This window comes from Rhizobium sp. BK512, from assembly GCF_014194915.1.
Classification (GTDB): Bacteria; Pseudomonadota; Alphaproteobacteria; order Rhizobiales; family Rhizobiaceae; genus Rhizobium.
Genome location: NZ_JACIAS010000006.1, coordinates 17,895 through 43,652 on the forward strand (window position 1 = coordinate 17,895; position 25,758 = coordinate 43,652).

The window sequence follows — 25,758 nt, forward strand, 5'->3', positions numbered from 1 at the left end:
ACGTCAGTCCTCTAAAGGCAGGATTGCGATTTCGAACCAGTATTCCTTGAGCCGCTGGATAGCGGCGAATAGTCCATCGAGATCGACCGGCTTCTGTACATAGGTGTTGGCACCGAGCGCATAGCAGCCCTCGATGTCGCGCTCGTCGTCCGATGTCGTGAGGATCACGACGGGGATCTTGCGCCAATGCGGATTGGACTTGATCGCCTCAAGGGTCTTGCGCCCGTCGAGGCCCGGCATATTGAGGTCGAGCAGGATGAGGCCGGGCTTCGGAGTCATGGTGGCGAGCACGTCGAGTGCCTCCTGACCGGAGGCGGCCCAGCGGATGGAGTTGCGCAGATTGGTGCGCTTGAAGGCGCGCATCGTCGCTTCGAAATCATCCTCGCTATCCTCGACGATGAGGATCGGTTGCGTATCACGCTGCTGCATTCTGGCCCTCGCGCTTCCTTCCCAGGGTAAAATAAAATGTCGTGCCGATGCCGATGTCCGACTCCAGCCATATCTCACCATTGTGACGCCCGATGATCTTGCGCACGAAGGTGAGCCCTGCGCCGGTGCCGTCCTCGGAATCCTGCGATTTTTCAAGCCGTTTGAAAATGCGGAAAATATCCTCGTAGAATTCTTGGGGTATGCCTTTGCCGTTGTCCTTCACATAGAAGACGTTGCGGGCTGTCGTCCCGTCCCTGCCGACATAGCGTTCCAGATAGCCGACGCTGATGAGCGGCATGGGCTTGTCGTTGTATTTGACCGCATTTGTGACGAGATTGCGGAACACTTCGGTCAGGCGCGGCGCATCGCAGACGACTTCCGGCAGCAGGCCGTCGATGACGACCTTTGCATGCCGTTCCTCCAGGAAAAGCTCCATCGTGGCGGCGACGTCGCGGACGATCGAACCGATATCGGTTCTTTTGACCGCGAGCTGCTGGCGGCCGATGCGCGAGAAATAGAGAAGATCGTTGACGAGCTTTTCCATGCGCTGACTGAGTCGAACCAGCCGGTTGAGCCGGCGCACACCGTCATCGTCGAGCTTCTCTTCGTAGTCTTCCAGCAGGAAACGCGAGTGATTGTGCAGGCCGCGCAGCGGTTCCTTGAGATCGTGCGAGGCGATATAGGCGAACTCGTCGAGATCGTGGTTGGAACGTTCGAGATCGGCTGTGTATTCCTCAAGCTGGGCAAGCGTCGTCTTCATCCGCTCTTCCTGCCGCACACGCTCGCTGATATCGCGCACGATGCCGACGAAGGTCTTGCTCGAACCGGCGACGACGGCGCTGACCGAGAGGTCGATCGGGAAGACGACGCCGTTCCTGCGGCGGCCGGAGACCATGCGCGTCGTACCGATGATCCGTTCCTCGCCGGTGCGCCGATAGTTGCCGAGATAGGCGTCATGTTCGGAATGATAGGGTTCCGGCATCAGCATCTTGATGTTGTTGCCGATCGCTTCCTGCGATGTATAGCCGAACATGGTCTCGGCGGCCGGATTGAAGCTCATGATCCGCCCCGCCTCGTCGATGGCGATCACCGCGTCGGGCGTATTGCGCACGAGCGCGCTAAACCGGATGCGTTCGGTTTCCAGACGCTGGTTGTTGCGCATGAAATAGAAGACGAAAATGGCAATCAGCCAGAGCGTCGCTGCCGTGATCGACCGATTGGCGGCTTCGCGCCAGAATTCGTTCTCAGCATGGTTGACGGCGAAAAAGCCGAGCAGGATCAGCACAGTGCAGACGAAAGCGAAGAAGATCGGCGCGTTACGATTGCCGAACCAGAGCGCTGTCAGCACAAGCGGGACATAGAGAATGCCGCTTGCCACGCCAAGCGGCGTGTAGAGATCGACAATGAGGCCGGTAAAGCAGATCGACGCCGGTATCCAGAGGGGGATCTGTGCCCGGTTGGTTGGCAACATCCACCAGGATCTGGCGAGAAGCCCGCAACCCAAAGCCACCAGACCGATAGCCGTCGGCAGGGCCATCGCGGCATAGGGACCCCAGCGATATCCCTGTTCGGCATTGGTGATGTATCCGGCAAGCGCGATCATGCCGAGGGTGATCACGATATAGCTGGTGAGTTCCTGTACGAGCTGGCCGCGCCGCTCCTTCCCATAGAGCGCAAGGAGAATGGAGAGATTTGATATCAGGAAGATCAGCGCGGTGTTCGGCCCCATGCCGCCGCCGATCTGTTCGGAAAAGCTTGGAGAGACGAGAAATTGCGTCAGGAACACATCGACATTGTGTATCGTGCGGCCGAGCGTGATGATCTCTGTCAGGCGCACCGCGGAAACCAGAGCGGCAAGGCCGCAAGCGATGAGGGGCACGATGCGGCCGGGCTTGCGTTTTCCCATCGAAGCGGCGAGCCCGATACCCGACAGAACGAAGCAGATGGCGGTATTGAATGCCATGGAGGGAAAGCCGGGCACGATCGAGATGATCATTTCGATCTCGAGCAGCCACCCGGCTACCACCGTCAGGCCAAGCAGGACCAGCAGGTAGCCGATGACGATCGCGACCATGCGGTAGTGACCGCTTTCCGTCCCGTCTCGTCTCGCATTGCCAGCATCCTGCACCTGCACCACCTTTCCGCCATGTCCTTGTTAGCAAGCCATCTTTTCCGAAATCGACGAATACTCAATAGCCAGATTGTTGGGCAAAACATGCTTTTTCGACAACAAATCATCAAAGGTCGATATCGAATTTTAGCGAAGTGGCGTTAAAGTCTCAGCCAAGGACAGTATAGATCCGCCGAAACAATATCCCGATTGTGGTGCCAGATGCCGATCTTGTTTTACGTCGACGATAGCAGGGATGATCTCTTCTATATCGACTATATCCGAAAGAAACAGAAGGTGGATGTTGATCTATTCTGCTTCTCCACCGCACAGTCGGCATTCGAGGCGCTCGAGGAGCGGCTGGAAAGAGGCGAAGGCGTACCGGATATACTCATCGCTGACCTCTATATGCCTCTTGACAGCGGCAGCGGGCTGATCGCGCGGCTGCGGGGAGAGGACCGCTTTTCAGCCATGCGGCTCGGCGTTTGCAGTGGTTCTGATGCAGCGGAGGACCGGGAACGGGCGCTTGCCGCTGGTGCCGATTTCTACCTTGAGAAACCGTTGGATTTTGCCAGCATCACCGGCAATCGATGATTGCGGAAATGCGGCGGATCTGCATCCCTGAAGTGCCCGATCTGTGCGACAAAGCACAATTGACAAGCCCGGCAGCGCATTTCAAAATGCAACCCAAGAGAAGAAAATCAAAAAGCACTGAGAGAGCCGCCCGATCCATGTTCGCCGCCACGAACGTCAGCCAACCCCTTAGCTGAATGGCCCGACCGGCTCTCCCGCGCTTACTTCCGGCACTGTCTTCCGCATCCATGGATGTTGAATGCAGAGAGATTGCGATACCTAGGTAAGAGCTACTATTCGAGTAAACTGCCCTATGCATCACCTGTAGTTGAGATGTCTCCGCTTGCGATATTGAAAATCCCCATTTCGCTATCGATCATCAACCGTCTCGCAATTTTTGTAGCTGTTCGCGTTTTAGACGTATATCCCAAGATTTCGGGATCGCCGGAATGAGAATTGGGGAGGAGGAAGAGTCGGAATGACCAGTGCTGCCGCAGTTCCCTTTCATGCGGGTCCGGAACTGAGCCGGGCGATCAATCGCACGGATTTTTTTCGCCTGCTGAAGGCGGCCGCGCAGCATTACAATTTCGACAATTTTACCCTGGCGCGTATCTCGGAGGCTGCAGCGCCTTTCGGCGAACGCGATGTCGTCATCACCAATGTCGCCGAACGGCGCATGAGCCTCTTTGTCAAGACTCTCAAGGAAGCATTGGGAACTGCCAAGGCGCGGACGGCGCAGTTCCTGACGACGCCGGTACATGGGAAAAGTGCGGCGATAGAAGGCTACCCTCCAGACTTGGTCTTCAACGAATTCAGCGGCAGCACATTTCTTTTCATCCCGCTGTTTACGCCGGAAGGACGTCGCTACAGCCTGGTGCTCAGCGGCCCGCGACCGGAGCCGGACCAGGGCGAGGTGGCGGATATTCTGCTCGATGCCATGCGCATCTTCGACAAGCTGTATGAGGAAATCCTGACGCAGGAAATGTCCGGTCGGCTCACGCAGCGCGAAACCGAAATCGTCAAGTGGACGAGCGAAGGCAAGACTTCCGCGGAGATCGCCATCATCCTCGGCCTTTCCGAACACACGGTCAATTCCCATATTACGGCCGCAGTCCGGAAGCTTGATGCTGTCAACCGCGTTCATATGGTGGCGATTGCGTTGCGAAACGGTCTGGTTTCGTGAGCCGGTTTCACGTCGGGGAAAGGTGAAACGATGAGTGCGGAAGCAACGCGCAGGAATGCGGTGAAGGTATTGTTCGTCGATGACGAGTTCATCGAGTTCCGTTCGCTCAAAAAGAAGATCGCAGACCTCTCTGAACCGCCCGTCGACGTCGAATACTCTCAATCGATCGGTGATGCGCTGGACAAGATAAGGGCTGCTCGCTTCGATCTCGTCCTTCTCGACAACCGCCTGCTGCCAAACGCTGATTTTCGCGAGACGGTGCCTGAACTCCGGGGTATCGGCTATACCGGCCCGATTGGCGTCATCTCGACCGACATATCAGGCAATTATTTCCAGGAATTTCCCGATTACGGTGTCGATTTCCGTATCGGCAAAGACGAGATCGACGTCCAGACGCTACAGCACATCATCCGAGAATACGTGACATATGATGTCCCGGATTTCTGGAAGGATGATTACAGCATCTGACCAGGAAGCTCTACGCCGGCAGGCGGATCGCAAAGCGGCTGCCGCTCTCATCGGAATGGTCGAGCCTGATGTCGCCGCCGAAGGCGGCGAGCAGATCCCGGGTGGTCGTGAGGCCAAGCCCCGGGCCGGGCACGCTGCCTGCTTTCGGCAGCTTCCAGAAGGCATCGAAGATCTTCTCCCGATAGGCAGGCTCGATGCCGCAGCCATTGTCGGTGACGATGATGCGCCAGTCAGCAGCTTCTCGTGCGGCCGTCACGATCACATGTGGCGCGGCGGCGCCGTGGTATGTCAGCGCATTGGAGAAGAGGTGTCTCAAAACAATAGTCAGAACTGCCGCATCGCTGCGGATGAGGGGCAGATTGTCGGCAACGAGTGCGGCGCCGCTCACGGGAAATTCCTCCACCGATTGCTTCCAGGCCTCCTGCGCAACATCGGTGAGGCGCACGTCGCTGATGGTGATCTGGGGTGTCGTTCCTGCAAGGCTGATCAATGCCTTGGTAAGCCGCTGTGCCGTCTGGGCCTTGTCCATGATCGTTCTCAAGCTCTGCAGCTGTTCGCTGTCGAGCGTCGGTTCAAGATCGTCGAGCAGCATTTCCGCATACATGGCGATATGGCGGAGCGGTGATTGCAGGTCGTGCGAAGCGGTCGCGAGGAAACGTTTGATACGCTCCTCCTGATTGTCAGTGGAGCCGGTTTCCGGCTTTTTCGCCGTCGGGTTGGAAGACATGTGGCGGTGCTCCCGATCTCTTTGAACCGAACATAGAAAGAGGGCGCCGGCTGTGCAACCGGCGCCCTCTCCAAGTCCGTTAAATATCGGCGGTTTAGCCTGCCGTTTTGCGCGGCTGGCCTGCGTCCGGCGGAATGATTTCCACGGCTGCATCGTTCGAAGCCGCGACTGCCTTGGCATGGCGGCGGCGCCAGTCGCCGAGGAAGAGCAGGATCGGCGCTGCGATGAAGATTGACGATGCAGCGGCAACGAGAATGCCGAAGGCCATCGGGATCGCGAAGCTTTCCACGGCGCTGCCGCCCCAGATTGCCATCGGCAGCAGCGAGAGGAAGGCCGTCGCATTGGTATAGAGGCTTCGGGCCAGCGTCTCGTTGATCGACTTGTCGATGATTTCGCGTAGCGGCATCGACTTGTAGAGACGCATGTTTTCACGCATGCGGTCGTAGACGACGACCTTGTCGTTCACCGAATAGCCGACCAGCGTCAGGATGGCTGCGATGGCCGTCAGGTTGAAGTCCAGTCCCGTCAACGCGAAGAAGCCGATCGCCTTGGTCACGTCGAGCACCAGAGTGACGATGGCGCCGACCGCGAACGGCCATTCGAACCGGAACCAGATGTAGAACAGCATCGCAAGGCTTGCGACGACGACCGACAGGATACCGGCCCAGGCAAGCTCGCCGGAAACCTTCGGACCGATGACGTCGGTACCGGTCACGGTCGCCGACGGGTCGATCTTGACGATCTCGGCCTTCAGTTTGGTCACCGCGGCCGTCTGTGCTTCCTCGCCACCGTCCTGGCGCTGCGCGCGCACCAGCATGGTCTTGTTGTCGCCGAAGGACTGCAACGCGACTTCGCCGAGGCCAAGGCCGTTCAGACCTTCGCGGAAGCGGCCGAGATCGGCAGCGTCCTGCGTCTTCACCGACATCTGGATACCGCCACGGAAGTCGACGCCGTAGTTGAGGCCCGGATAGATGAAGAGGGCGATCGAAGCGATCGACAACAGCGCGGAGACGGTCACGCCGAAGAAGCGTGCCTTCATGAACTGGATATGCTTGTCGTAGGGGCTGAAGGGGATCAGCGGCCTGATGTTCAGGACCTTCAACTTCCGACGACGGGCGATCTCGATCATCGTGACACGCACGAAGGCGACCGAGGTGAACATCGAGATGATCAGGCCGAGCGCCATGGTCACGGCAAAGCCGCGAACCGGGCCGGAGCCGAACCAGAACAGGATGGCGGCAGCGATGAGCGCCGTCATGTTGCCGTCGATAATGGTCGAGTAGGCACGGCGGAAGCCGGTGTCGATAGCCGCAAAGGCACTCTTGCCCTTGCGCGTTTCTTCACGGATGCGTTCGTTGATCAGGACGTTCGCGTCGACCGCAAGGCCGATGCCGAGCACGACGCCGGCGATGCCGGGCAGGGTCAGCGTCGCGCCGACAAGCGTCAGTGCCGAGAAGGTCAGGATCGTGTGGATCAGAAGCGCGATATTGGCGAGAATGCCCCAGGTGCCGTAGAGCACGAAGATGAAGGCGGCGACGAGCACGAAGCCGACGACGCCGGCATAGAGGCCCATCTTGATCGCGTCCGCGCCGAGGTCGGCGCCGACGGTGCGTTCTTCGATGACGGTCAGCTTGGCGGGCAGGGCGCCGGCGCGCAGCATGGCCGCGAGCGTATTGGCGCTCTCAGTCGTGAAGTTGCCGGAGATCTGCCCCGAACCGCCGGTGATCGGCTCGCGGATGACAGGCGCGCTCAGCACCTTGTCGTCAAGCACGATGGCGAAGGGATTGCCGACATTCTGACGGGTAATATCGGCAAAGCGGGTAGCACCGGCGCTGTCGAAGCGGAAGGTAACGACCGGCTGCTGGTTCTGGTCGAAGCTGACGCGGGCATCCGAGAGGCGGTCGCCGGAAATTTCGACGCGGTCGAGAACCGGATAGGAGTTGCCTTCGTCGTCCTTCATGATCGTCACGCCGGGGCCGGCCTGGCCGTTCGGGGCGAGCATATGGAAGGACATCTTGGCGGTGGAGCCAAGAAGTTCGCGAAGGCGGGACGGATCCTGTGCGCCCGGAAGCTGGACGAGAATACGGTTGGAGCCGATGCGCTGGATCGTCGGCTCGGCAACGCCGACCTGGTCGACGCGCTGGCGAATGACTTCAAGGCTCTGTGCGACGGCATTGTCAACATTGGTTGCAATACCGGCCGGCGAGAATCCAATGGTGATATTGCCGCCATCGGCCGTGACCGCAAGGTCGGACTGGCCGGCGCTGATGCCGCTGGAGATCACATTGCCAAGGGTGCGAAGTTGCGTGACGGCAGCATCGCTCTGCTGGGGATCGGCGAGCGAAACTACGATGTTGTTATTGTTGCGGACGATCGACTTCGGCTGAATGTTCTTTTCGCGCAGCACGCGGCGCGCATCCTGCAGCAGCGAGTTCAGGCGCTCCTTGGTGAGATCGGCCTCATCGACTTCGAGCACGAGGTGCGAACCGCCGCGAAGGTCGAGACCGAGGGAGACCTGGCTATGCGGCAGCCAGGCAGGAATGCGCTGGAGCACGCTTGGCGGCAGCGCGTTTGGAAGGGCGATCAACAGGCCGAGCACGATGATCACCGTATAGGTGAACACCAGCCATGGTGAATTGCGCATGTTTTAAGTCCTTGGATAATGCTTTGGCCGGCGCGACCGCGCTGCGGCATGTCTACATGTCTATTTGATCAGAAGCACCCGAAGGTGACGTGATTCAGGCAGCCTGCGGCGGTGCGCGGGGCTGGTGAGCCCGGGCTGTGGCAGGCCGCAGCGGGGCTTCAAACTCAGGTGCCGGGGCGGCCTGGCGCCAGTCGGCAATATGCAGTGCGGGCGCAGCGTTCAGCGATGCCGGGCCGGCATCGTGGACCTGCTGTTTCGGTGCCATCTTGCGGTCGCTGATCAGCAAGCCGCGAATGGCGTCGCGCGCAGTCACCTGCGTCTGCTGCGAATCCCGGCTGGAAGACGACAGGCTGTTCGGCGCCGACGACGGGCTGATGACGATATTGCCGCCGAAGAGCAGGCCGAGATAGGCGAGAAACGCGACGACAACGGAAGCGGCAATACGACTTGCCAGACGGCGCTGACCCAGCTCCGTCTCCTCTGTCTCAGCGATTTCACTCCCAAATCGGCTCAAAGGCGCGCCAATCTCTCATTCTTTTTCCGGCGGAGGCTCCACCGACGGCACGATTGTACCAGCCGAAGGTCCGTCTTCATAGGGTGCACTGTCATGATGCACTTGAGCGAGCCGGTCAACCATGCCAAGCGCAATTTCCCGCTCACCCATGATCACGGTATCGGCGCCGTATTGCCGCAGTTCGTCTACCTCGGCGTCGGAATGAGCGCGCGCGACGATCAGGATCGATGGATTGATGGTGCGGCCCTGCTCGGCAATGCTGCAGGCTTCGAAGGCATTCGGAATGGCGATGACGAGGCTGCGGGCGCCGGCGATATTGGCGAGATCGAGTGTTTCGCGGCTGACGGCATTTCCGGAGAGCACTTCGATTCCCTGCGCACGCAGCTCTGCAATGCGCTTGTCGGAATCCTCGATGACAAGGAAAGGAGTGCCTGCGGACTTGAGGTTCTGGCCGACAATGCTGCCGACGCGGCCATAGCCGACGAGGATTGCGTGGCCGCTCAGTGCCGTCGGGTGAACGTCGTCCGCGTCAACGTGTTCTTCCACATGTGCCGTGACGGTATCCGTTGCCGGAACTGGAGCTTCCGCCGGCTCCTCGCGCTTGGCTTCGAGGAGCGGCCGCATGCGGTCACAGACGAAGAAGAGCAGGGGGTTGAGAATGATCGAGATGATCGCGCCGGCAAGGATCAGGTCTCGGCCTTCCTCCGGCAGTAGGCCGAGATCGACGCCGAGGGCGGCGAGGATGAAGGAAAATTCGCCGATCTGCCCGAGGCTTGCCGAGATTGTCAGCGCTGTGCCGACCGGCTTCCTGAAAAGCAGGACGATCAGGAACGCCGCCACGGATTTGCCGATCACGATGATGAAGACGGTCGCGAGTACCGGCAGCGGCCTTTCGATTAGGATGTTCGGATCGAACAGCATGCCGACGGAGACGAAGAAGAGCACCGCAAAGGCATCGCGAAGCGGCAGGCTTTCCTGGGCGGCGCGATGGCTGAGTTCGCTTTCGGCGAGAACCATGCCGGCAAAGAAGGCGCCGAGTGCCAGCGACACGCCGAAAAGCTTGGATGCGCCAAAGGCGACGCCGAGTGCGATGGCCAGCACGCCGAGACGGAAAAGCTCGCGCGAGCCCGTATGGGCGATGCGATGCATCGTCCAGGGAATGAGCTTGCGGCCGAAGACCAGCATGAGCGCGACGAACAGCGCGACCTTGACCAGCGTCATGGCGATGATGCCGCCGACGCCGAGATCGAGGCCGAGAAGCCGGTTGAGGCCCGCCGAAAGAGGTTCGACCGGGCCATGACCATCGCCGGTGATACTGGCCGCGGCCGGGATCAGCACCAGAGCCAGCACCATGGCTAGGTCTTCGACGATCAGCCAGCCGACGGCGATACGCCCGCGTTCCGTTTCGACAAGACGCCGCTCCTGCAGGGCTTTCAGCAGCACCACCGTCGAGGCGACGGAAAGCGCAAGGCCGAAGACGAGGCTGCCCCCCGTCGGCCACCCGAGAAATGCGCCGAGACCCCAGCCGAGCAGCGTGGCAAAGCCGATCTGTACGACAGCACCCGGCACCGCGATGCCTCGCACGGAGAGCAGGTCCTTAAGGGAAAAATGCAGGCCGACGCCGAACATCAGCAGGATGACGCCGATTTCCGCAAGCTCCGGCGCAAGGCTTTGATCGGCAACGAAACCCGGCGTATGAGGGCCGACGAGAACGCCCGCGACAAGATATCCCACAAGAGGAGGAAGGCGCAGGCGATTGGCGATCGCGCCTAGAATAAATGCCAGCACGAGGCCGCCGACGATTGTCGAAATCAAAGGCGTATCGTGAGGCATCGCTCTCTCCCGGTCTGGAAATCCTGTTCAAAACATGACATATATGATTTATATCGACCAATATGGGCGGCTTGGAATTATGGGTCAAGGTGCAAAAGAAACAATTCTGACGCCCGCTTTGTGCCGAGCGGCTCGTGGGCTGCTTGATTGGACTCAGACGGATCTTGCTGACAAGGCAGCCGTCTCCCGCAGCACGATCCGCGACTATGAAGGCCGTCATCACGAAATCCATCGCGCGACGGAGGCACAGTTGCGCCTTGCCTTCGAGGAGGGCGGCGTAAAATTTATTGAAATAGAAGGCTGCGGAACCGGCCTCTGCCTGCCCGGCCCCGTGAATTGAACTTCCTCAGGACCGCATCAGGCAGGCCGCGCCGACCTTGTAGACATAGATCGTATCGCCTTTGTAGTTACCTTTTTCCGGCTGCCAGCTTTTCAGCATTTCCGGCGTTTCGTTTGCGCAGGTCAGCGGCTTGGAAGTCAGGAATAGGACTTGCCCGCTGGTATCGGCCGGCAGGGCGAATTCCTGCTCGTAATAGCTGTCCGGCAGATCGGCCGGCGGACGGGCATAGATCTTGTAGGACGTATCCCGCAGCGTGTGGAAGAGGTCGGCGACCATGTCCCTGTTGTCGGTGACGATGATGCCGGCGCCGGCCTGCGCGGCAAGATCGGCAGCTTCACGGCTGACTTCGGCGCGGCCGAGATAGCGTTCCATGACTTCCTTGCCGTTGGGCAGCACCAGTTGATGCGAGAAGATCGTTGCGAAAGGGAAGAGCAGGCAGGCAATGCCATTGATCGTGAGCGATGTTCTGAGACCCTTCGGCCACAGCCGATAAAGCACCCAGACGGCCAGCACGATGCCGGCCACATAGGCCGTTACGGCCCAGTTGGCATAGGCTTTGGCAATTGTCGCCTGCAAGGTAATGAGCAGCACGACCGGGATCGACAGCCAGACGAGTATCTTCTCGCGCGGCTCGCTGCGGCCGCGGATCATGTTCCAGACGGCCCAGAGCATGGCAAAGAAGACGATCGGGCCGACGACGCCAAACTGCGCCGAGAAGAATTCCAGCCCGCCGCGGATATTGATGCCGAGATCGCTCCAGTGGGCGATATCCTGGGTGTGGCGCACCGTCGTATTGTTGTTCTGCAGGTTCCACCAGAGGTTCGGAACGGCGACGACTGCCGATGTAACGACCGCGATGATGAAATCGCGCACCGAGATGCGCGCCGCCGGAATGAGCAGCATCGCGATCGCGCCGCCCGGCACAAGGAAGAGCACGGCATATTTCGTCAGGAACGCCAGCCCGACGCCGACACCCATGAGGAGCGCCAGCCCGGCAGAGCGACGCCGCATCAACTCGAAATAGGCAATGAGCGCAATGCCTATGAAGAAGAGCAGGATGACGTCGGTGGAAAAGAAGACAGAGGAAAGCGCAACCGCCGGCAGCGTGATATAGGTCGCGCCGACCCAGCCTTCGATCTCCGGCCCGATGAATCGCTTCGCCATTTTCATCAGCACCAGCGCGGTTGCCATGTGGAAGAGAGGGCCGGGAAACCGCAGCCAGTAAATGTCGCTGGAGCCGGCGAGCTCGGTAAAGATCCTGAGCACCCAGGCAATCATCGGCGGTTTTGAATAATAGCCGAAATCGAGATTCTGAGACCAGAACCAGTATTGCGCCTCATCGACGAACAGATCCGTCGTATCGAAATGCAGCGTTACGAGGCGGAAAATCGTGAACGCCAGAATGATGAAGAGGCCGGTCCGAGCTGACATTAATTGGTTACTTCCGCTGACACAGGAGCGCGTGTCGATACACCAACGGTATCGGGCTGCCAACGGGAAAGGTAAGGAGCGTCGGAGGGCGGCGTCTTAGAAGACGCGAAGAGTGCGGCTGTCGCGGTGTGCCGCGATCACATCGAGGAGGGTGATGGCCGCGGCGATCGCAATCGCGATCAGGCAGGAACCCATTCCGAGAACTATCATTTCTCTTTCCTTGTTGACATCATGTCAGGCTCTTCAAATCGGCTCTATAACATAGAGCTTGCGTGTGCCTTGTAGCAGCGATGCAACTCTGTGCCAGTATTTACTAGGTCAAGTCTGGCGAATTGTTTCAAAAGCTATCGGCGCGAAGGGCTTATTAACCTTCAAGCAAGGAATTAACCATAAACATTGGGTTACACGTCGGAATGGGAAGATGCACTCGTTCCCACCAGGCATGACGCCGCCCCGCCGTACCGGGTCGATCCGGTATCCATCTCTTCAGGCAGCTCCGAAACAGAATTGCTGATCAGGAGGCTTCAGTCCGTCGGTCGTTACCGATGGCGAAGACGGTCTCCGTGCGTAGCGTTCTTCGGAAACGTCAAAAGTTTTTGGCCGGGTTAGCCCGGAAAGTGGTTGGGGACAGGCGTTGGGGCAGGATATGCCATCAGATCAGGCTCGTGGAGCACAGGCAGGCAGCCTGCGTGACCGCCTGCGCTTTGCAGGTCTCGACACCGACCAGTGCGAGATGGTCCGCCGCAATCGGCCTGCCCTTGAAGCTCATCTGAAGGCCGGCCTGCGCGATCTCTTCCATCGTTTCCAGTCTTTCCCGGATGCCGCGCGCAATTTCGAAAGCGAGCGTCAGATCGAGCGCCTTCACGACCTGCAATCCTCACACTGGGATGTGTTGACGGATGCACGTTTCGACAGCCTCTACGCGGAACGCGTCAAGGTTCTCTCCGATACCGAAAGCAAGATCGGCCTGGATCCCCGCTGGCACGTGGCAGGCCACGGCGTCATGCTGGAGCACGTGATTTCCGGTCTCGCCGATGAACTGGCCGGCCGCCCAGTCCTGCCATCGGCCAAGCGTCGTGCTCGCGAGATCACCGACCTGATGACATCGATCCTCCGCATCGTGATGGTCGATGTCGAAATCGCCGTCTCACTGCGTTTCAATGCGCTGCGCGCCACGCAGCAGCGCGCACTCGCCGATCAGCGTGCCGAAGGTGAGGCGGAAATCGCCCGTATCTTCAGTGACGTCATAGAAAGCCTGTCAGCCCGGGACCTGACGCAGCGCGCACCGGTCGATGGCGCTCACGCCGACATTGCTGCCGCGCTGAACGCGGCCCTCGACAACCTCCAGGCGGAATTTGCCGCGATTGCCGAGCGCAATGCGAAGGCCGAAGCCGCAACACAATCGCTTGCCGGCGCATCCCGCAGCTTTGCCGGCAATGCCTCCGGTCAGGCCGGACGCCTGCAGCTTTCCGCCGCTGCCCTTGCCGGCATCGCCGAGCGGGTCCGCGAGGGTGCAGCAGGCAGCCGGGCTGCCGAAAAGGCGGCCGCAGCCACGCGTGCCGCCGTCGAGGAAAGCGGCGAGGTCGTCGGCCGGGCAATCAACGCCATGGCCGATATCGAACAGTCTGCGGAGAAGATCGGCCAGATTATCGGCGCGATCGACGAGATTGCCTTCCAGACGAACCTGCTCGCCCTGAATGCCGGCATCGAAGCTGCCCGCGCCGGCGAATCCGGCCGCGGCTTTGCCGTCGTGGCGCAGGAAGTGCGGGCACTTGCCCAGCGCTCGGCGGAAGCGGCCCGTGAAATCAAGACGCTGGTGACCACCACCAAGACGCAGGTCGATGCCGGCGTGCAGATGGTCGGACGCACGCAGGATTCGATTGCCAGCATCGTCCGCCAGGTGACTGACATCAACGCGGCGATCGCCAATATCGCCAGCGAGACCGGTGAACATGCCGCCGGCCTCGAAGCCGCGACTGCCGATGTAAAGGGTCTCGGCGGCGAAGTGGCAGACAATGCAAGCTTCGCCGAGCGTTCTGCCGAAGGCGCCGATCACCTCTACACGGTCATTCTCGAGCTTGGCCAGACGATCCGTGAATTCCGCATTGCCCGTGAAAACACTTATGCAACCCGGCTGCAGCCGGCACGTACCGCCCAGCCTCGGCAGGTTGCGATCGCGGCGCGTCCGGAAGCGGTCGAAGACGAATACGAAAACGACGATTTTACCATGCCGTTGCCTGTCGCGAGAGCAGGAGGTGGGCGGAATGTTTACTAACCTATCGGATTATGACGCCGGCTCGCTTTCGCGGGTTGGGGACAAGGGGACAAGGAAAAGCTGATGGCAGCAAAGAAGAGTGCCAAGACGCTGGAGTTGCCAGCGGTTCTTGATCTCAATGAGGCGTCCGCATTGCGTGACAAGCTTCTTTCCATGCGCGGAAACCCTCTGGCGATCGATGCTTCGGCAGTCGAACGCATCGGCGCTCTTTGCGCCCAGGTTCTGATGGCCGCCGAGAAGACCTGGGACCAGGACAAGCAGTCGATCACCTTCTCGAAGGTGTCCGACGCATTCACGAAAACCATGCAGTTGGTTGGCGTCGACATCGACCATCTGCTTGCCAAGGAGATCCGGCAATGAAGAAGAAAGTATTGACGGTGGACGATTCCCGTACCATCCGGAACATGCTTCTCGTAACCCTGAACAACGCGGGTTTCGAGACGATCCAGGCTGAAGACGGCGTTGAAGGCCTCGAGGTTCTCGAAGAGTCCAATCCTGACGTCATTGTCACCGACATCAACATGCCGCGCCTCGACGGCTTCGGCTTCATCGAAGGTGTCCGTCGCAACGAGAAGTACCGTGCGATCCCGATCCTGGTGCTGACCACTGAAAGCGACGCGGAAAAGAAGAACCGTGCCCGCCAGGCTGGTGCCACCGGCTGGATCGTCAAGCCCTTCGACCCCGCCAAGCTGATCGATGCCATCGAGCGTGTAACCGCCTAAAAAGCCCAGGATTTGCTCCTATGGATATGAACGAAATCAAAGAGATCTTTTTCCAGGAGTGCGAGGAACAGCTCGCCGAACTGGAATCCGGTCTCCTGAAAATGAATGATGGCGATCGCGACCCGGAAACCGTCAATGCGGTTTTCCGCGCGGTCCATTCGATCAAGGGCGGTGCCGGTGCCTTCGGTCTGGATGACCTCGTCGCCTTCGCCCACGTCTTCGAGACCACACTTGATTGCGTTCGTTCCAACAAGCTTGAGCCGAACCAGGACGTCCTGAAGGTCATGCTGAAGTCGGCCGACGTGCTCGCCGACCTGACCAATGCTGCCCGCGATGGCGGCAGCGTCGATGAAAGCAGAAGCCGCGGCCTCGTCAAGGAACTGGAAGCGCTTGCCCACGGCGAGATGCCGTCTCCTTCGGCAGTTTCCGAGGCGCCCGCACCGAAGCCGGTTCCCAAGGCCGCTGCTGCTCCGGCTGCCGCAGCCCCGACTCCGAAGCCGACCGACGATAGCGGCTTCCAGCCGATCCCCTTCTCCTTCGACGATTTCGGCGGTGAAGAGAAGCCGATCGATCTGCCGGCCTATGAAATCATCTTCAAGCCGCGCTTCGAACTCTATTCAAAGGGTAATGACGCCACCCTTCTGCTGCGTGATCTCTCCCGCCTCGGCGAGATGAGCATCTATTGCAACACCGATGCTCTGCCCGGCCTCGATGAGATCGATCCGGAAGGCGCCTATTTCTTCTGGAACATCACGATCAAGACGGACAAGGGCGAAGACGCCATCCGCTCGGTCTTCGAATTCGCCGAATGGGATTGCGATCTGACCGTGAGGCCGGCAGAGGACACCAAGCCCGGCGACACCAATGAAGAACTGCCGATGATCCCGGTCCCGTTCGATCTCTCGATCCTGGATGATGGCGGTACCTCCGAAGCACCGGCTGCTGCCGAGACCACGGCCGACGATACGGCTGCGGCCGTGGCTGCTGCCGAAACGGCGACCAACGTCACGCAGATGGCTGCTGCTGCCGCCCGTGTCGAAAAGAAGGAATCGGCTGCCGCCGCTGCGGCTGCAGCAGCAAGTGCTGCCGCCCAGAACAATGCCGCTGCCAGCGCCGGCCAGACGATCCGCGTCGATCTCGATCGCGTCGACCGCCTGATCAACCTCGTCGGCGAGCTTGTCATCAACCAGGCGATGCTCTCCCAGAGCGTCATCGAAAACGATACGACCGGCACGTCCTCGATCAATATGGGCCTCGAAGAGCTGCAGCAGCTCACCCGCGAGATCCAGGACTCGGTCATGGCGATCCGCGCCCAGCCCGTGAAGCCGGTCTTCCAGCGCATGTCGCGTATCGTCCGCGAAATCGCCGACATGACCGGCAAGTCGATCCGACTGATCACAGAAGGTGAAAACACCGAAGTGGACAAGACGGTCATCGACAAGCTGGCCGAGCCGCTGACGCACATGATCCGCAACGCCGTCGACCACGGTATCGAAACGCCTGAAAAGCGTGCTGCTGCCGGCAAGAACACCGAAGGTACGGTCCGCCTGACGGCAAAACATCGTTCCGGCCGCATCCTGATCGAACTGGCCGACGACGGCGCCGGCATCAACCGCGAAAAGGTCCGCCAGAAGGCGATCGCCAACGAGCTGATCTCGCCTGACGCCAACCTGTCGGATGAGGAAATCGACAACCTGATCTTCCTGCCGGGCTTCTCTACGGCCGACAAGATCTCCGACATTTCCGGTCGCGGTGTCGGCATGGACGTCGTCAAGCGCTCGATCCAGGCGCTCGGCGGTCGCATCAACATCACCTCGAAGCCGGGCCATGGCTCGGTCTTCACGATGAGCCTGCCGCTGACGCTCGCCGTCCTCGACGGCATGGTGGTCACGGTCGCCGGCCAGACGCTGGTCGTGCCGCTGACGGCCATCGTCGAAACCCTGCAGCCGGAAGCCGCCGCGATCCACTCCTTCGGTGCGAGCCACCGGCTGATCTCGATCCGCAATTCCTTCTGCCCGCTGGTCGATGTCGGTCGCATCCTGAACTTCCGCGCCACCCAGGCAAACCCCGTCGAAGGTGTCGCCCTTCTCGTCGAATCCGAAGGCGGCGGTCAGCGCGCCCTCATGGTCGATGCGATCCAGGGGCAGCGTCAGGTCGTCATCAAGAGCCTCGAGGCGAACTACACCCACGTTCCGGGCATCGCTGCCGCAACCATCCTCGGTGACGGCCGCGTGGCCCTCATCCTGGACGTGGACGCGGTGGTCGGCGCCTCGCGCGGACAGTCCCTCAAGGCGGAAATGTCTCTGGCGGCAGTAGGATAAGAGGCAATGTCGTACACGGCGAAAAATCTGACCCTCGGCGGAAACGAGCTTATCGCATTCCGCATCGGCGATCAGGAATTCTGCGTGAACATCATGGCGGTCCGCGAGATCCGGGGCTGGACCCCGGCGACCGGAATGCCACACTCGCCATCCTATATGGTGGGCGTCATCAATCTGCGTGGTGCAGTGCTGCCGATCATCGATCTGTCGGCCCGTCTCGGCATGAAGCCGACCGATCCGAGTGCCCGTCACGTCATCATCGTCGCCCAGGTCCACCACAAGGTGGTGGGCCTGCTGGTCGATGCGGTTTCCGACATCCTGACCGTCACTGACGATGACATTCAGCCGACACCCGAGATTTCCTCGGACCTTCAGCGTCAGTTCGCTCGCGGCATTCTCTCGATCGAAAAGCGAATGATCTGCCTGATCGAACTCGAAGCCCTGTTCCCAGATACCGAAAGCGAAGCCGCATGAATGCACTTGGCGTAAAAGATCAGAGGCAGCCTGGTGCCGACGAGGTTCTGGCGAGCGGCGAATACCCGCTGACGCGCCGCGATCTCTCGGAAATCGCCGCCATGATCTATGCGGATGCCGGCATCTTTCTCAATGAGACGAAGGCTTCGCTGGTCTACTCTCGTCTGTCGAAGCACATCCGCAATCTCGGCCTTTCGGGCTTTCGCGAATATTGCGATCTTGTCGCCTCGCCGGCCGGTGCTGCCGCCCGGCGCGAGATGCTGTCGCACCTGACGACAAATTTCACGCGCTTCTTCCGCGAGAACCATCATTTCGAACATCTGCGCGACCACGTGCTGCCCGATCTTCTGAACCGGGCGCGCGCCGGCGGCCGCGTTCGGATATGGTCGGCTGCCTCCTCGGATGGGCAGGAGCCCTATTCGATCGCACTGACCGTCCTCTCAATGATGCCGAATGTCGCCGACTACGACTTCAAGATTCTCGCGACAGACATCGACCCGAAGATCCTCGCGGTCGCCCGCACCGGTGCCTACGATGAGAACGCGCTGGAAACCGTCTCGCCTGCCATGCGTAAGCAATGGTTTACCGAGGTGGAGATGCAGGGGCGCCGCAAGTACCAGGTCGACGACCGCGTGAAACGTCTCATCACCTACAACGAGCTGAACCTGATGGCCCAGTGGCCGTTCAAGGGCAAGTTCGACGTCATCTTCTGCCGCAACGTCGTAATCTACTTCGATGAGCCGACGCAGATGAAGATCTGGCAGCGCTTCGCCGGCCTGCTGCCGGAAGGGGGTCATCTCTATATCGGTCACTCCGAGCGAGTTTCGGGCGAAGCCAAGAACGTCTTCGACAATATCGGCATCACCACCTATCGCTATACGACCAAGGGTATCGGGAGGAAGGCATGAGCGCTCCGGCAAGAGTTCTCGTCGTTGACGACTCGCCGACCATGCGCGGCCTGATCTCGGCCGTTTTGAGCTCGGATCCCGAAGTCGATGTCATCGGTCAGGCCGGCGATGCCCTGGAAGCGCGCGAGGCGATCAAGCGGCTGAACCCGGATGTGGTGACGCTCGATATCGAGATGCCGAACATGAACGGTCTCGAGTTCCTCGAGAAAATCATGCGCCTGCGGCCCATGCCCGTCATCATGGTCTCGACCATGACGCATCGCGGCGCCGAGGCGACACTCGCGGCCCTCGAAATCGGTGCCTTCGATTGCGTCGGCAAACCGCAGCCGGGTGAACCGCGCCCGTTCGGCGACCTTATCGAGAAGGTGAAGGCGGCCGCCCGCACACAGCGCAATTTCGCCAAGCCGGCCACGCCCGCCGCCGTCACGCCGACCGCGGTGGCCGATTTCCGCGTCGGCCGCAAGATCGTCGCGATCGGTTCTTCGACCGGTGGCGTGGAAGCCCTGATCGCCGTGCTGCAAAAATTCCCGGCCAATTGCCCGCCGACCGTCATCACCCAGCATATGCCGCCGACCTTTACGAAGAGCTTTTCCGAACGGCTGAATCGCCTCTGTGCGCCGGTCGTGGAGGAAGCGACCGATGGCGCCCGTCTCGAGATCGGCAAGGTCTATCTCGCACCCGGCGGCGAACGTCATCTGCAGGTCTCCAATGCATCGGCGCCCTGCTGCCGGCTGGTGGAACGGGCGCCGGTCAATGGCCACCGCCCGTCGGTCGACGTGCTCTTCGATTCGGTTGCCGAACTCGCCGGGCGCAATGCCGTTGGCGTTATCCTCACCGGCATGGGGCGCGATGGCGCCGCCGGGCTGTTGAAAATGCGCCACGCAGGGGCAAGAACGCTCGGTCAGAACGAAAAAACCTGCGTTGTTTACGGAATGCCAAGAGTTGCCTACGAACTTGGCGCAGTTGAGCAGCAGCTACCGCTGACTGCTATCGGCGAAGAAATACTGAAAATGACAGCCGCCCGAAAGGAAGGGACAGAATAATGTCGATCGCGGAGAAAATCAAAGTTCTGATCGTTGACGATCAGGTTACAAGCCGCTTGCTGCTCAGCGACGCACTGACGCAGCTGGGCTTCAAGCAGATCACCTCTGCCGGCGATGGCGAGCAGGGCATGAAGATCATGGCGGAGCAGCCCCATCACCTTGTCATCTCCGACTTCAACATGCCGAAGATGGATGGCATTGGCTTCCTTCAGGCTGTGCGCAGCAACCCGAACACCAAGAAGGCGGCCTTCATCATCCTCACCGCACAGGGCGACCGTGCGCTGGTGACCAAGGCAGCGCAGCTTGGCGCAAACAACGTTCTGGCAAAGCCCTTCACCATCGAAAAGATGAAAGCGGCCATCGAAGCCGTGTTTGGAGCCCTGAAATGATCACTGAGGGTGCGGCCCGCCGCGTGCACATCATTCAGGGTGAATACAAGGTCTTGAGTGATCCGGATGCGGTGCTTTCGACCATCCTTGGCTCGTGCGTGGCAGCCTGCCTCAGAGATCCCGTCGCAGGTGTCGGCGGCATGAACCACTTCCTGCTGCCGGGGACAGGCAACACCCCGATGACCGGCGGCGATGCCACGCGCTACGGCGTGCATCTCATGGAACTGCTGATTAACGGCCTCCTGAAAAAGGGCGCGCGGCGCGACCGGCTGGAGGCCAAGATCTTCGGAGGCGCGAAGACGATCTCGACGTTCTCGAATGTCGGCGAGCAGAACGCAGCCTTCGCCATGCAGTTCCTTCGAGATGAAGGCATTCCGGTGGTCAGCTCCAGCACGGGCGGTGAGCATGGACGCAAGATCGAATACTGGCCGGTGTCCGGCCGTGCCCGGCAATACCCCCTGACCGGCGCCGAAACCCAGAGAACTGTCGCTCTCGAGCAGCGCCCCGCCGCTCCGCAAAAGCCCGCCGAGACCAGTATCGAATTCTTTTAATGGCGAGGATTTTTATATGACTTTTACACCGATGATCGAGCCGCCATCGCCGGTTGAGGCGCTCAGCGACGTATTGATGCGCATTGTCTCCGAGCTTCACGACGTTGCCTACCTGATCGAACGGATCGAACCTCAGCTGATCGAACTGGGCGGCTCGGAAATCCTCAATTCTCCCGATAGCATGAAGGTGATGCAGGGTATCGATCTCGCAGTGCAGAAATCGCGCGGTCTCGCCGAGTTCATCGACACCATCACCGGTGAAATTCCGCATAACTGGTCGATCGATGTCGCGACCGCACTCAGCCTCGTCAAGCTTGCCGAGATGCAGAAAGCGCTCGGCGGCGGTACGCGCCACGGCCACTCCCAGCCGCTCAGCAAGGCTGCCGCCGACTTCGATTTCTTCTGATACTGCAATTCTCCTAGATGCGCTGAACGAAACGCTCGCACAAGTTTCGGCGTCTATTCGTCAAATGAGGCAATAAGCCTGCTTTGTCTTTGACGGATCGTGCGAGAACAGAATGAATCTGTTAAATCAATTAGTTCAGATTATTAAGAACTTTGGTTCCCTTGGGCGGACGCGTTTGATGATCCTTGGTGGGGTCGGCGCCGCTTCCATCGCAATCATCCTGGCGGCCGCAATTTTCGTCAACAAACCGGCCCAGGAAACGCTTTATGTCGGCCTTGAGACGACTGATCTCAATCAGATCAGCATGGCGCTCGCTGAAAGCAATGTCGACTTCCAGGTTGGGACCGATGGCTCCAGCATCACCGTACCGGCCGGCATGACCGGCAAGGCCCGTCTGCTGCTTGCAGAGCGCGGCCTGCCGAACAGCGCCAATGCCGGCTACGAACTCTTCGACAATGTCGGCTCGCTCGGCCTCACCTCCTTCATGCAGGAAGTGACCCGCGTCCGTGCGCTCGAAGGTGAAATCGCCCGCACCATCCAGTCGATCTCAGGCATCACCGCCGCACGCGTCCACATCGTCATGCCCGAGGTCGGCAACTTCCGGAAGGCCGAACAGAAGCCGACGGCTTCCGTCATGATTCGCGCCAGCGCCGCGACAGGACGAAACGCGGCCACCTCGATCCGCCATCTCGTCGCCTCGGCCGTGCCGGGGCTCGATGTCGCTGACGTGACGATCCTCGATTCGGCCGGCCAGCTTCTCGCTTCCGGCGATGATGCCGCCAATGGCACGCTGAACCGCTCGCTCAACATCGTCCAGAATGTCCAGCAGGAAGTCGAATCCAACATCGACAAGGCGCTCGCACCTTTCCTCGGCATGGACAACTTCCGCTCCAGCGTCACGGCCAATCTCAACACCGACGCCCAGCAGATCCAGGAAACCACCTACGATCCGGAATCCAAGGTCGAGCGCTCCGTTCGCTCCACGAAGGAAGCGCAGCAGTCGCAGCAGAATCAGTCCGACAATGCGACGACGGTCGAGCAGAACATTCCACAGGCGGCCCCGCAGGCCGGCGGCGCAAATGGTCCGCAATCGCAGGACAAGTCCGACAAGCGGGAAGAACAGACCAACTACGAAATCAACAGCAAGACCACGGCCACCACGCGCAACAGCTACCGGGTCGAAAAGCTCTCGGTCGCCGTCGTCGTCAACAAGGGCCGTATCGCCAAAATGGTAGGCGAGCCCGCCGACCAGGCCAAGATTGACGCCTATGTTGCCGAGATGCAGAAGATCGTCGCCTCGGCCGCCGGCATCGATCCGAACCGCGGCGACGTCATCACCGTCACCCCGATGGATTTCCTCGAGAACCAGCTGCTCGACGATGCCAACAGCGGTGTCCATGTCATGGATATGCTGAGCCGCAACCTCGCAGGCATCATCAACTCGCTGGCCTTCGTTGCGGTAGCCTTCGTGGTGATCTGGCTGGGCGTGCGTCCTCTCATCCGCACCGTCAGCGGCTCGGGTACATCCTCCGCCGCAGTCTTCGGCGACGCCACTCCGGAATCGGCCGGCCTGGAACTTCCCGACTTCGCACCGGCGGGTGCTGCGGCGGGCGGTGCTCTCATGGATGGCTTCGGCTCCGACTTCGGCTTCGACAGCACCGAGGATCTGCTCAGTCTCGGCGACGACGACGGCAACTTCAACCGCCGCGTCAAGGAAGGTCCGGAACGCAAGCTTGCCCGTATGGTGGAGATCAACGAGGAACGCGCTGCGAAGATCCTCAGAAAATGGGCCATCGACGAAGCTGCATGATAACAAAGGCCGGGAAACCGGCCTTTTTCTTTTTCAGCTGTGGATAGGCCGATCAGTAACGGAAACGTTATCGGCACCGGTAGCCGGCCCGTAAGGACCCGATTACTTTGCAACGAAGAATTCGGATGTAGAGATCCTGCGGCAAAGGGATGGTGTCGTCTTCGCGACGCTGAAGTCCTGAATAAGGGGGACGATGTAAGTATGCTTCCAATAGAACAACAGGTCGTTGCTTTCACGCGTTTGATATTTGCTTCCGTTGGGCGATCGGTTTCGGCGCGTCCCTGGCCGGAACTGTGATAATTACGCCATTCAGACCGATAATTCCGCGCGGCCCCACTCGCGCATAAGGCGAGGAACATTGCGGCCAAAGCCAGAATCATCCTACTTTATCTATATTCGCGAGAGTGGAATGGTGGTCGAATCACCGCATGGAAGGCCACAAAAGTAAATCCCCAGAAGTCGGAGATGGTGATTTGCGGTGGTTGGCTTACCCTTAAGTGATTCGAAATGGGATTCGCGTGGGGCATGTGTTTGAATCCTTTTCCTAAAACAGAACTTCTTTGCGAGAATCGATAGTTTCTCAGCCGCAGGTCACTGCTAATGGATATGGACACATTTCAGGCGAATAGAGGCGAGAGGCAGATGGCGAACTTCGTCGGCGCCAATGTGCCGGATCTTCTGCCGCGCCACGAGCTGATCAATCGTCTGCGCATCATCGCCGAAACCGGCAAGTTGCAGGCCGGCTTGCAAGCGCTGACCGAATATGTCGGTGCCATGCATTATCTGATGGCGCGCTGTGACCTCATCCAGGAAAGCGGTCTGGACTTTATCGTGTCGTCCGACTGGCCTTTCGATCTGGTGAAGGAGGTCGCCAATGACCTGGTATCCGGCTATGCGCGCTCGACCGAATTCGAAAAATGCATGCAGGTGCTGCAGCCGGGCTTCGCGCTTTTGCCCGACAGCGTTGAAGTGCCACACGGCGCAAGCCGGCAATATTGTTCTCTGACCTTCAATGTCGGCCGATCTCGGTTGGCATTGATGTTCCTGTTCAGGGAAGGTTTCGTGCTTTCGCCGGAACGTCTCCGGGACGTGGGCCTTCTTGCAGGCTATTTCGCAAGCTTCCTTCGGTGCGGGGGCACGAAGGTCGATCGCGATTTCGAGCTGACGGAGCGGGAGCTGGAATGTCTCTTCTGGATCGCGGAAGGCAAGACAAGCGACGAGATCGCCATGATCCTCGGTATCTCCCGGAATACCATCAATAACTATATTACCAGCGTGATGCGCAAGACTGCAACGAAGACGCGTTCCGAAGCGATAGCCTTCGCCGTTCGCAACAATCTCGTTTGAGGGGAATTATGGGGCATCAACCAGGCAGGGCGATAGGCAATACGGACCAGATGCGCATGGTGCGCGTGAACAGGATTTCCAGCCGGTCTGACCTTTTTCCGCGCCTGATTGCCATGCAGAAGCTCGCGGATGCGCAAGGTTTCGCTGTCTTTCGTGTCACGGGTTCCGGCGTGCCGGCAAAGCAGCGACTGATCTGCGAGCTGGAAAACTGGGGTCCCTCGAATGCCGGCTTCGGCAAGGCCTTCGTCGATGCCCATGGCGAGGCTTTGCTCAATCACATCGATCGTTCGCTGCTGCCGCTGTTCTGGGCGGGCAGCCATGATCGCGCGGCTCCGGGTCCTGCCGACTTCTCACCTTTCATGGTGAGGCTGAAAGACGGGGTGGTTCCTTTCTCCGGTCTTGCCTTTCCGGTGCGTCTCGGCGCTATCGGCAACGGCTTCGTGCTCTTCACGGGCGACGATCTCGATCCCCTGAGCGACACGATCATCGAGCTGCACGGCCGATGCTGCAATGTCATGATGGACCTGCTGTCGCTTGACGAACGTCGTGCGGCGGCAACGGAAGCGCTGAGCGAGCGTGAGATCGCCTGCCTTCAGCTTGCCGGCGACGGCCGTATCAGCGAAGAAATCGCCGACAAGCTCGGCCTTTCCGTCCACACGGTGAACGCCTATCTCGGCTCGGCCACCATCAAGCTTGATTCGGTCAACCGTATCCAGGCGATCGCCAAGGCGATCCGGCTCGGCTACATCAGCTAAAGAACGGCAAAGCCCGGCGCCTTGCGGGCCGGGCCTGATATTCCCAAGCGTAAACTGCTTTAGCCGGCGAGCGCCTGTGGCTTTGCCACGATATAGCGCGCTTCGTGCAGGCTTCTTTGCAGAAAAGCCGTGTTTGCGTCCGGATCGCTGGAAGCGTTCTGGAAGGAAATATGATTGATCTCGATACCGGCATGGTCCTCGGCCAGCGTCAGCTGCGCATAGACGGTCACGCCGCGCGGCTTGATTTCCAGATCGAGCACGACCTCGGGCTTGCCGCCCCATTCCAGCGTATAGTTTCCCCCCAGGCCGAAGTTGACGGTGCCGGGATGGAAAAACAGTTCCGCTGCGGAGGCGACGAGGTCGGCGAGATTGCCGTAATACTCGAAACGCAGCAGAGAAATCAGATCGGATGCGTCCAGAAGCCTGAGCTCGGTTGCGACCGGGCTGATTGCTTCTGCAAGGATTTTTTCACGCTGGGCAGAGTAGGGGCATTTTTTCATTCGAC

The 25,758-nt window shown here is 59.9% G+C and carries 25 protein-coding genes; 17 read left to right on the top strand and 8 right to left on the bottom strand.

Annotated elements, in window-relative coordinates; translation table 11 throughout:
• Positions 1–3: 3 nt before the first annotated feature.
• Positions 4–429 carry a response regulator gene (locus FHX06_RS20685; protein ID WP_112541556.1) on the bottom strand — a complete coding sequence of 142 codons (426 nt, stop codon included), beginning with the start codon at positions 427–429 and terminating at the stop codon, positions 4–6.
• Positions 416–2,557, bottom strand: coding sequence for a PAS domain S-box protein (locus tag FHX06_RS20690; protein ID WP_183880733.1), 2,142 nt, complete (start codon positions 2,555–2,557; stop codon positions 416–418). The genes FHX06_RS20685 and FHX06_RS20690 overlap by 14 nt, the downstream gene beginning before the upstream one ends.
• Positions 2,558–2,761: 204 nt before the next feature.
• On the opposite strand from FHX06_RS20690, the gene FHX06_RS20695 reads away from it, so the two are divergent.
• The 3 genes from FHX06_RS20695 (at position 2,762) to FHX06_RS20705 (ending at position 4,763) form a co-directional block, all read left to right on the top strand.
• A complete protein-coding gene (locus FHX06_RS20695; protein WP_113211384.1) occupies positions 2,762–3,133 on the top strand; it encodes a response regulator in 372 nt (123 codons plus the stop codon).
• Positions 3,134–3,590: 457 nt separating this feature from the next.
• Positions 3,591–4,295: a LuxR C-terminal-related transcriptional regulator gene (locus FHX06_RS20700; RefSeq protein WP_112541554.1), complete on the top strand. Its 705-nt coding sequence runs from the start codon at positions 3,591–3,593 to the stop codon at positions 4,293–4,295.
• A 30-nt stretch (positions 4,296–4,325) separates the two neighbouring features.
• Positions 4,326–4,763, top strand: coding sequence for a response regulator (locus FHX06_RS20705; protein ID WP_112541553.1), 438 nt, complete (start codon positions 4,326–4,328; stop codon positions 4,761–4,763).
• Positions 4,764–4,773: 10 nt separating this feature from the next.
• Here the strand turns inward: FHX06_RS20705 and FHX06_RS20710 are convergent, their stop codons facing one another.
• From FHX06_RS20710 to ybaL, 4 genes are all read right to left on the bottom strand, one after another.
• Positions 4,774–5,490 (bottom strand): sensor histidine kinase, encoded by a 717-nt coding sequence (locus FHX06_RS20710; protein WP_113211385.1) that lies wholly within the window; start codon positions 5,488–5,490, stop codon positions 4,774–4,776.
• A 94-nt stretch (positions 5,491–5,584) separates the two neighbouring features.
• Positions 5,585–8,134 (bottom strand): protein translocase subunit SecD, encoded by a 2,550-nt coding sequence (gene secD, locus FHX06_RS20715; RefSeq protein ID WP_113211386.1) that lies wholly within the window; start codon positions 8,132–8,134, stop codon positions 5,585–5,587.
• A gap of 94 nt (positions 8,135–8,228) precedes the next feature.
• Positions 8,229–8,648, bottom strand: coding sequence for a hypothetical protein (locus tag FHX06_RS20720; RefSeq protein ID WP_112969862.1), 420 nt, complete (start codon positions 8,646–8,648; stop codon positions 8,229–8,231).
• Positions 8,649–8,663: 15 nt separating this feature from the next.
• Positions 8,664–10,481, bottom strand: coding sequence for a YbaL family putative K(+) efflux transporter (ybaL, locus tag FHX06_RS20725; RefSeq protein ID WP_113211387.1), 1,818 nt, complete (start codon positions 10,479–10,481; stop codon positions 8,664–8,666).
• Between the two features lie 34 nt (positions 10,482–10,515).
• On the opposite strand from ybaL, the gene FHX06_RS20730 reads away from it, so the two are divergent.
• Positions 10,516–10,821 (top strand): helix-turn-helix domain-containing protein, encoded by a 306-nt coding sequence (locus FHX06_RS20730; RefSeq protein ID WP_113012953.1) that lies wholly within the window; start codon positions 10,516–10,518, stop codon positions 10,819–10,821.
• Between the two features lie 6 nt (positions 10,822–10,827).
• Here the strand turns inward: FHX06_RS20730 and FHX06_RS20735 are convergent, their stop codons facing one another.
• Positions 10,828–12,252 (bottom strand): ArnT family glycosyltransferase, encoded by a 1,425-nt coding sequence (locus FHX06_RS20735; RefSeq protein WP_113211388.1) that lies wholly within the window; start codon positions 12,250–12,252, stop codon positions 10,828–10,830.
• 646 nt (positions 12,253–12,898) lie between these two features.
• Here FHX06_RS20735 and FHX06_RS20740 point away from each other — a divergent pair.
• The 13 genes from FHX06_RS20740 to visR all read left to right on the top strand — a co-directional run bounded on the left by FHX06_RS20740 (position 12,899) and on the right by visR (position 25,253).
• Positions 12,899–14,527 (top strand): globin-coupled sensor protein, encoded by a 1,629-nt coding sequence (locus FHX06_RS20740; protein WP_113211389.1) that lies wholly within the window; start codon positions 12,899–12,901, stop codon positions 14,525–14,527.
• Between the two features lie 63 nt (positions 14,528–14,590).
• The gene (locus FHX06_RS20745; protein ID WP_112541545.1) at positions 14,591–14,887 is read left to right on the top strand and encodes an STAS domain-containing protein; all 297 of its coding nucleotides are present in this window, start codon (positions 14,591–14,593) and stop codon (positions 14,885–14,887) included.
• Positions 14,884–15,249: a chemotaxis response regulator CheY1 gene (gene cheY1 / locus FHX06_RS20750; protein ID WP_003570362.1), complete on the top strand. Its 366-nt coding sequence runs from the start codon at positions 14,884–14,886 to the stop codon at positions 15,247–15,249. The genes FHX06_RS20745 and cheY1 overlap by 4 nt, the downstream gene beginning before the upstream one ends.
• Positions 15,250–15,269: 20 nt before the next feature.
• Complete coding sequence (locus FHX06_RS20755) at positions 15,270–17,570, top strand: chemotaxis protein CheA (protein WP_112969858.1); 2,301 nt, start codon at positions 15,270–15,272, stop codon at positions 17,568–17,570.
• 6 nt (positions 17,571–17,576) lie between these two features.
• A complete protein-coding gene (locus tag FHX06_RS20760; protein WP_112541543.1) occupies positions 17,577–18,044 on the top strand; it encodes a chemotaxis protein CheW in 468 nt (155 codons plus the stop codon).
• Positions 18,041–18,952 (top strand): protein-glutamate O-methyltransferase CheR, encoded by a 912-nt coding sequence (cheR, locus tag FHX06_RS20765; protein WP_112541542.1) that lies wholly within the window; start codon positions 18,041–18,043, stop codon positions 18,950–18,952. The genes FHX06_RS20760 and cheR overlap by 4 nt, the downstream gene beginning before the upstream one ends.
• The gene (cheB, locus tag FHX06_RS20770) at positions 18,949–19,995 is read left to right on the top strand and encodes a protein-glutamate O-methylesterase CheB (RefSeq protein ID WP_113146986.1); all 1,047 of its coding nucleotides are present in this window, start codon (positions 18,949–18,951) and stop codon (positions 19,993–19,995) included. Before cheR ends, cheB begins: the two co-directional genes overlap by 4 nt.
• Positions 19,995–20,384, top strand: a complete 390-nt coding sequence (locus FHX06_RS20775) for a response regulator (RefSeq protein ID WP_007816129.1) — start codon at positions 19,995–19,997, stop codon at positions 20,382–20,384. Before cheB ends, FHX06_RS20775 begins: the two co-directional genes overlap by 1 nt.
• Entirely contained in the window at positions 20,381–20,935 is a 555-nt protein-coding gene (gene cheD / locus FHX06_RS20780; RefSeq protein WP_112541540.1) for a chemoreceptor glutamine deamidase CheD, read from the top strand. The genes FHX06_RS20775 and cheD overlap by 4 nt, the downstream gene beginning before the upstream one ends.
• Before the next feature lie 16 nt (positions 20,936–20,951).
• Positions 20,952–21,341 carry a hypothetical protein gene (locus tag FHX06_RS20785; RefSeq protein WP_183880735.1) on the top strand — a complete coding sequence of 130 codons (390 nt, stop codon included), beginning with the start codon at positions 20,952–20,954 and terminating at the stop codon, positions 21,339–21,341.
• Positions 21,342–21,453: 112 nt separating this feature from the next.
• Positions 21,454–23,151, top strand: a complete 1,698-nt coding sequence (gene fliF / locus FHX06_RS20790) for a flagellar basal-body MS-ring/collar protein FliF (protein ID WP_113211390.1) — start codon at positions 21,454–21,456, stop codon at positions 23,149–23,151.
• Positions 23,152–23,751: 600 nt separating this feature from the next.
• Positions 23,752–24,498 carry a transcriptional regulator VisN gene (visN, locus tag FHX06_RS20795; RefSeq protein WP_113211391.1) on the top strand — a complete coding sequence of 249 codons (747 nt, stop codon included), beginning with the start codon at positions 23,752–23,754 and terminating at the stop codon, positions 24,496–24,498.
• Between the two features lie 8 nt (positions 24,499–24,506).
• On the top strand, positions 24,507–25,253 hold the full coding sequence (gene visR, locus FHX06_RS20800; RefSeq protein WP_183880737.1) for a transcriptional regulator VisR: 747 nt from the start codon (positions 24,507–24,509) through the stop codon (positions 25,251–25,253).
• Positions 25,254–25,312: 59 nt separating this feature from the next.
• Here visR and FHX06_RS20805 read toward each other — a convergent pair whose 3' ends face one another.
• Positions 25,313–25,753, bottom strand: a complete 441-nt coding sequence (locus tag FHX06_RS20805) for a hypothetical protein (RefSeq protein ID WP_112541535.1) — start codon at positions 25,751–25,753, stop codon at positions 25,313–25,315.
• Positions 25,754–25,758: the final 5 nt, after the last annotated feature.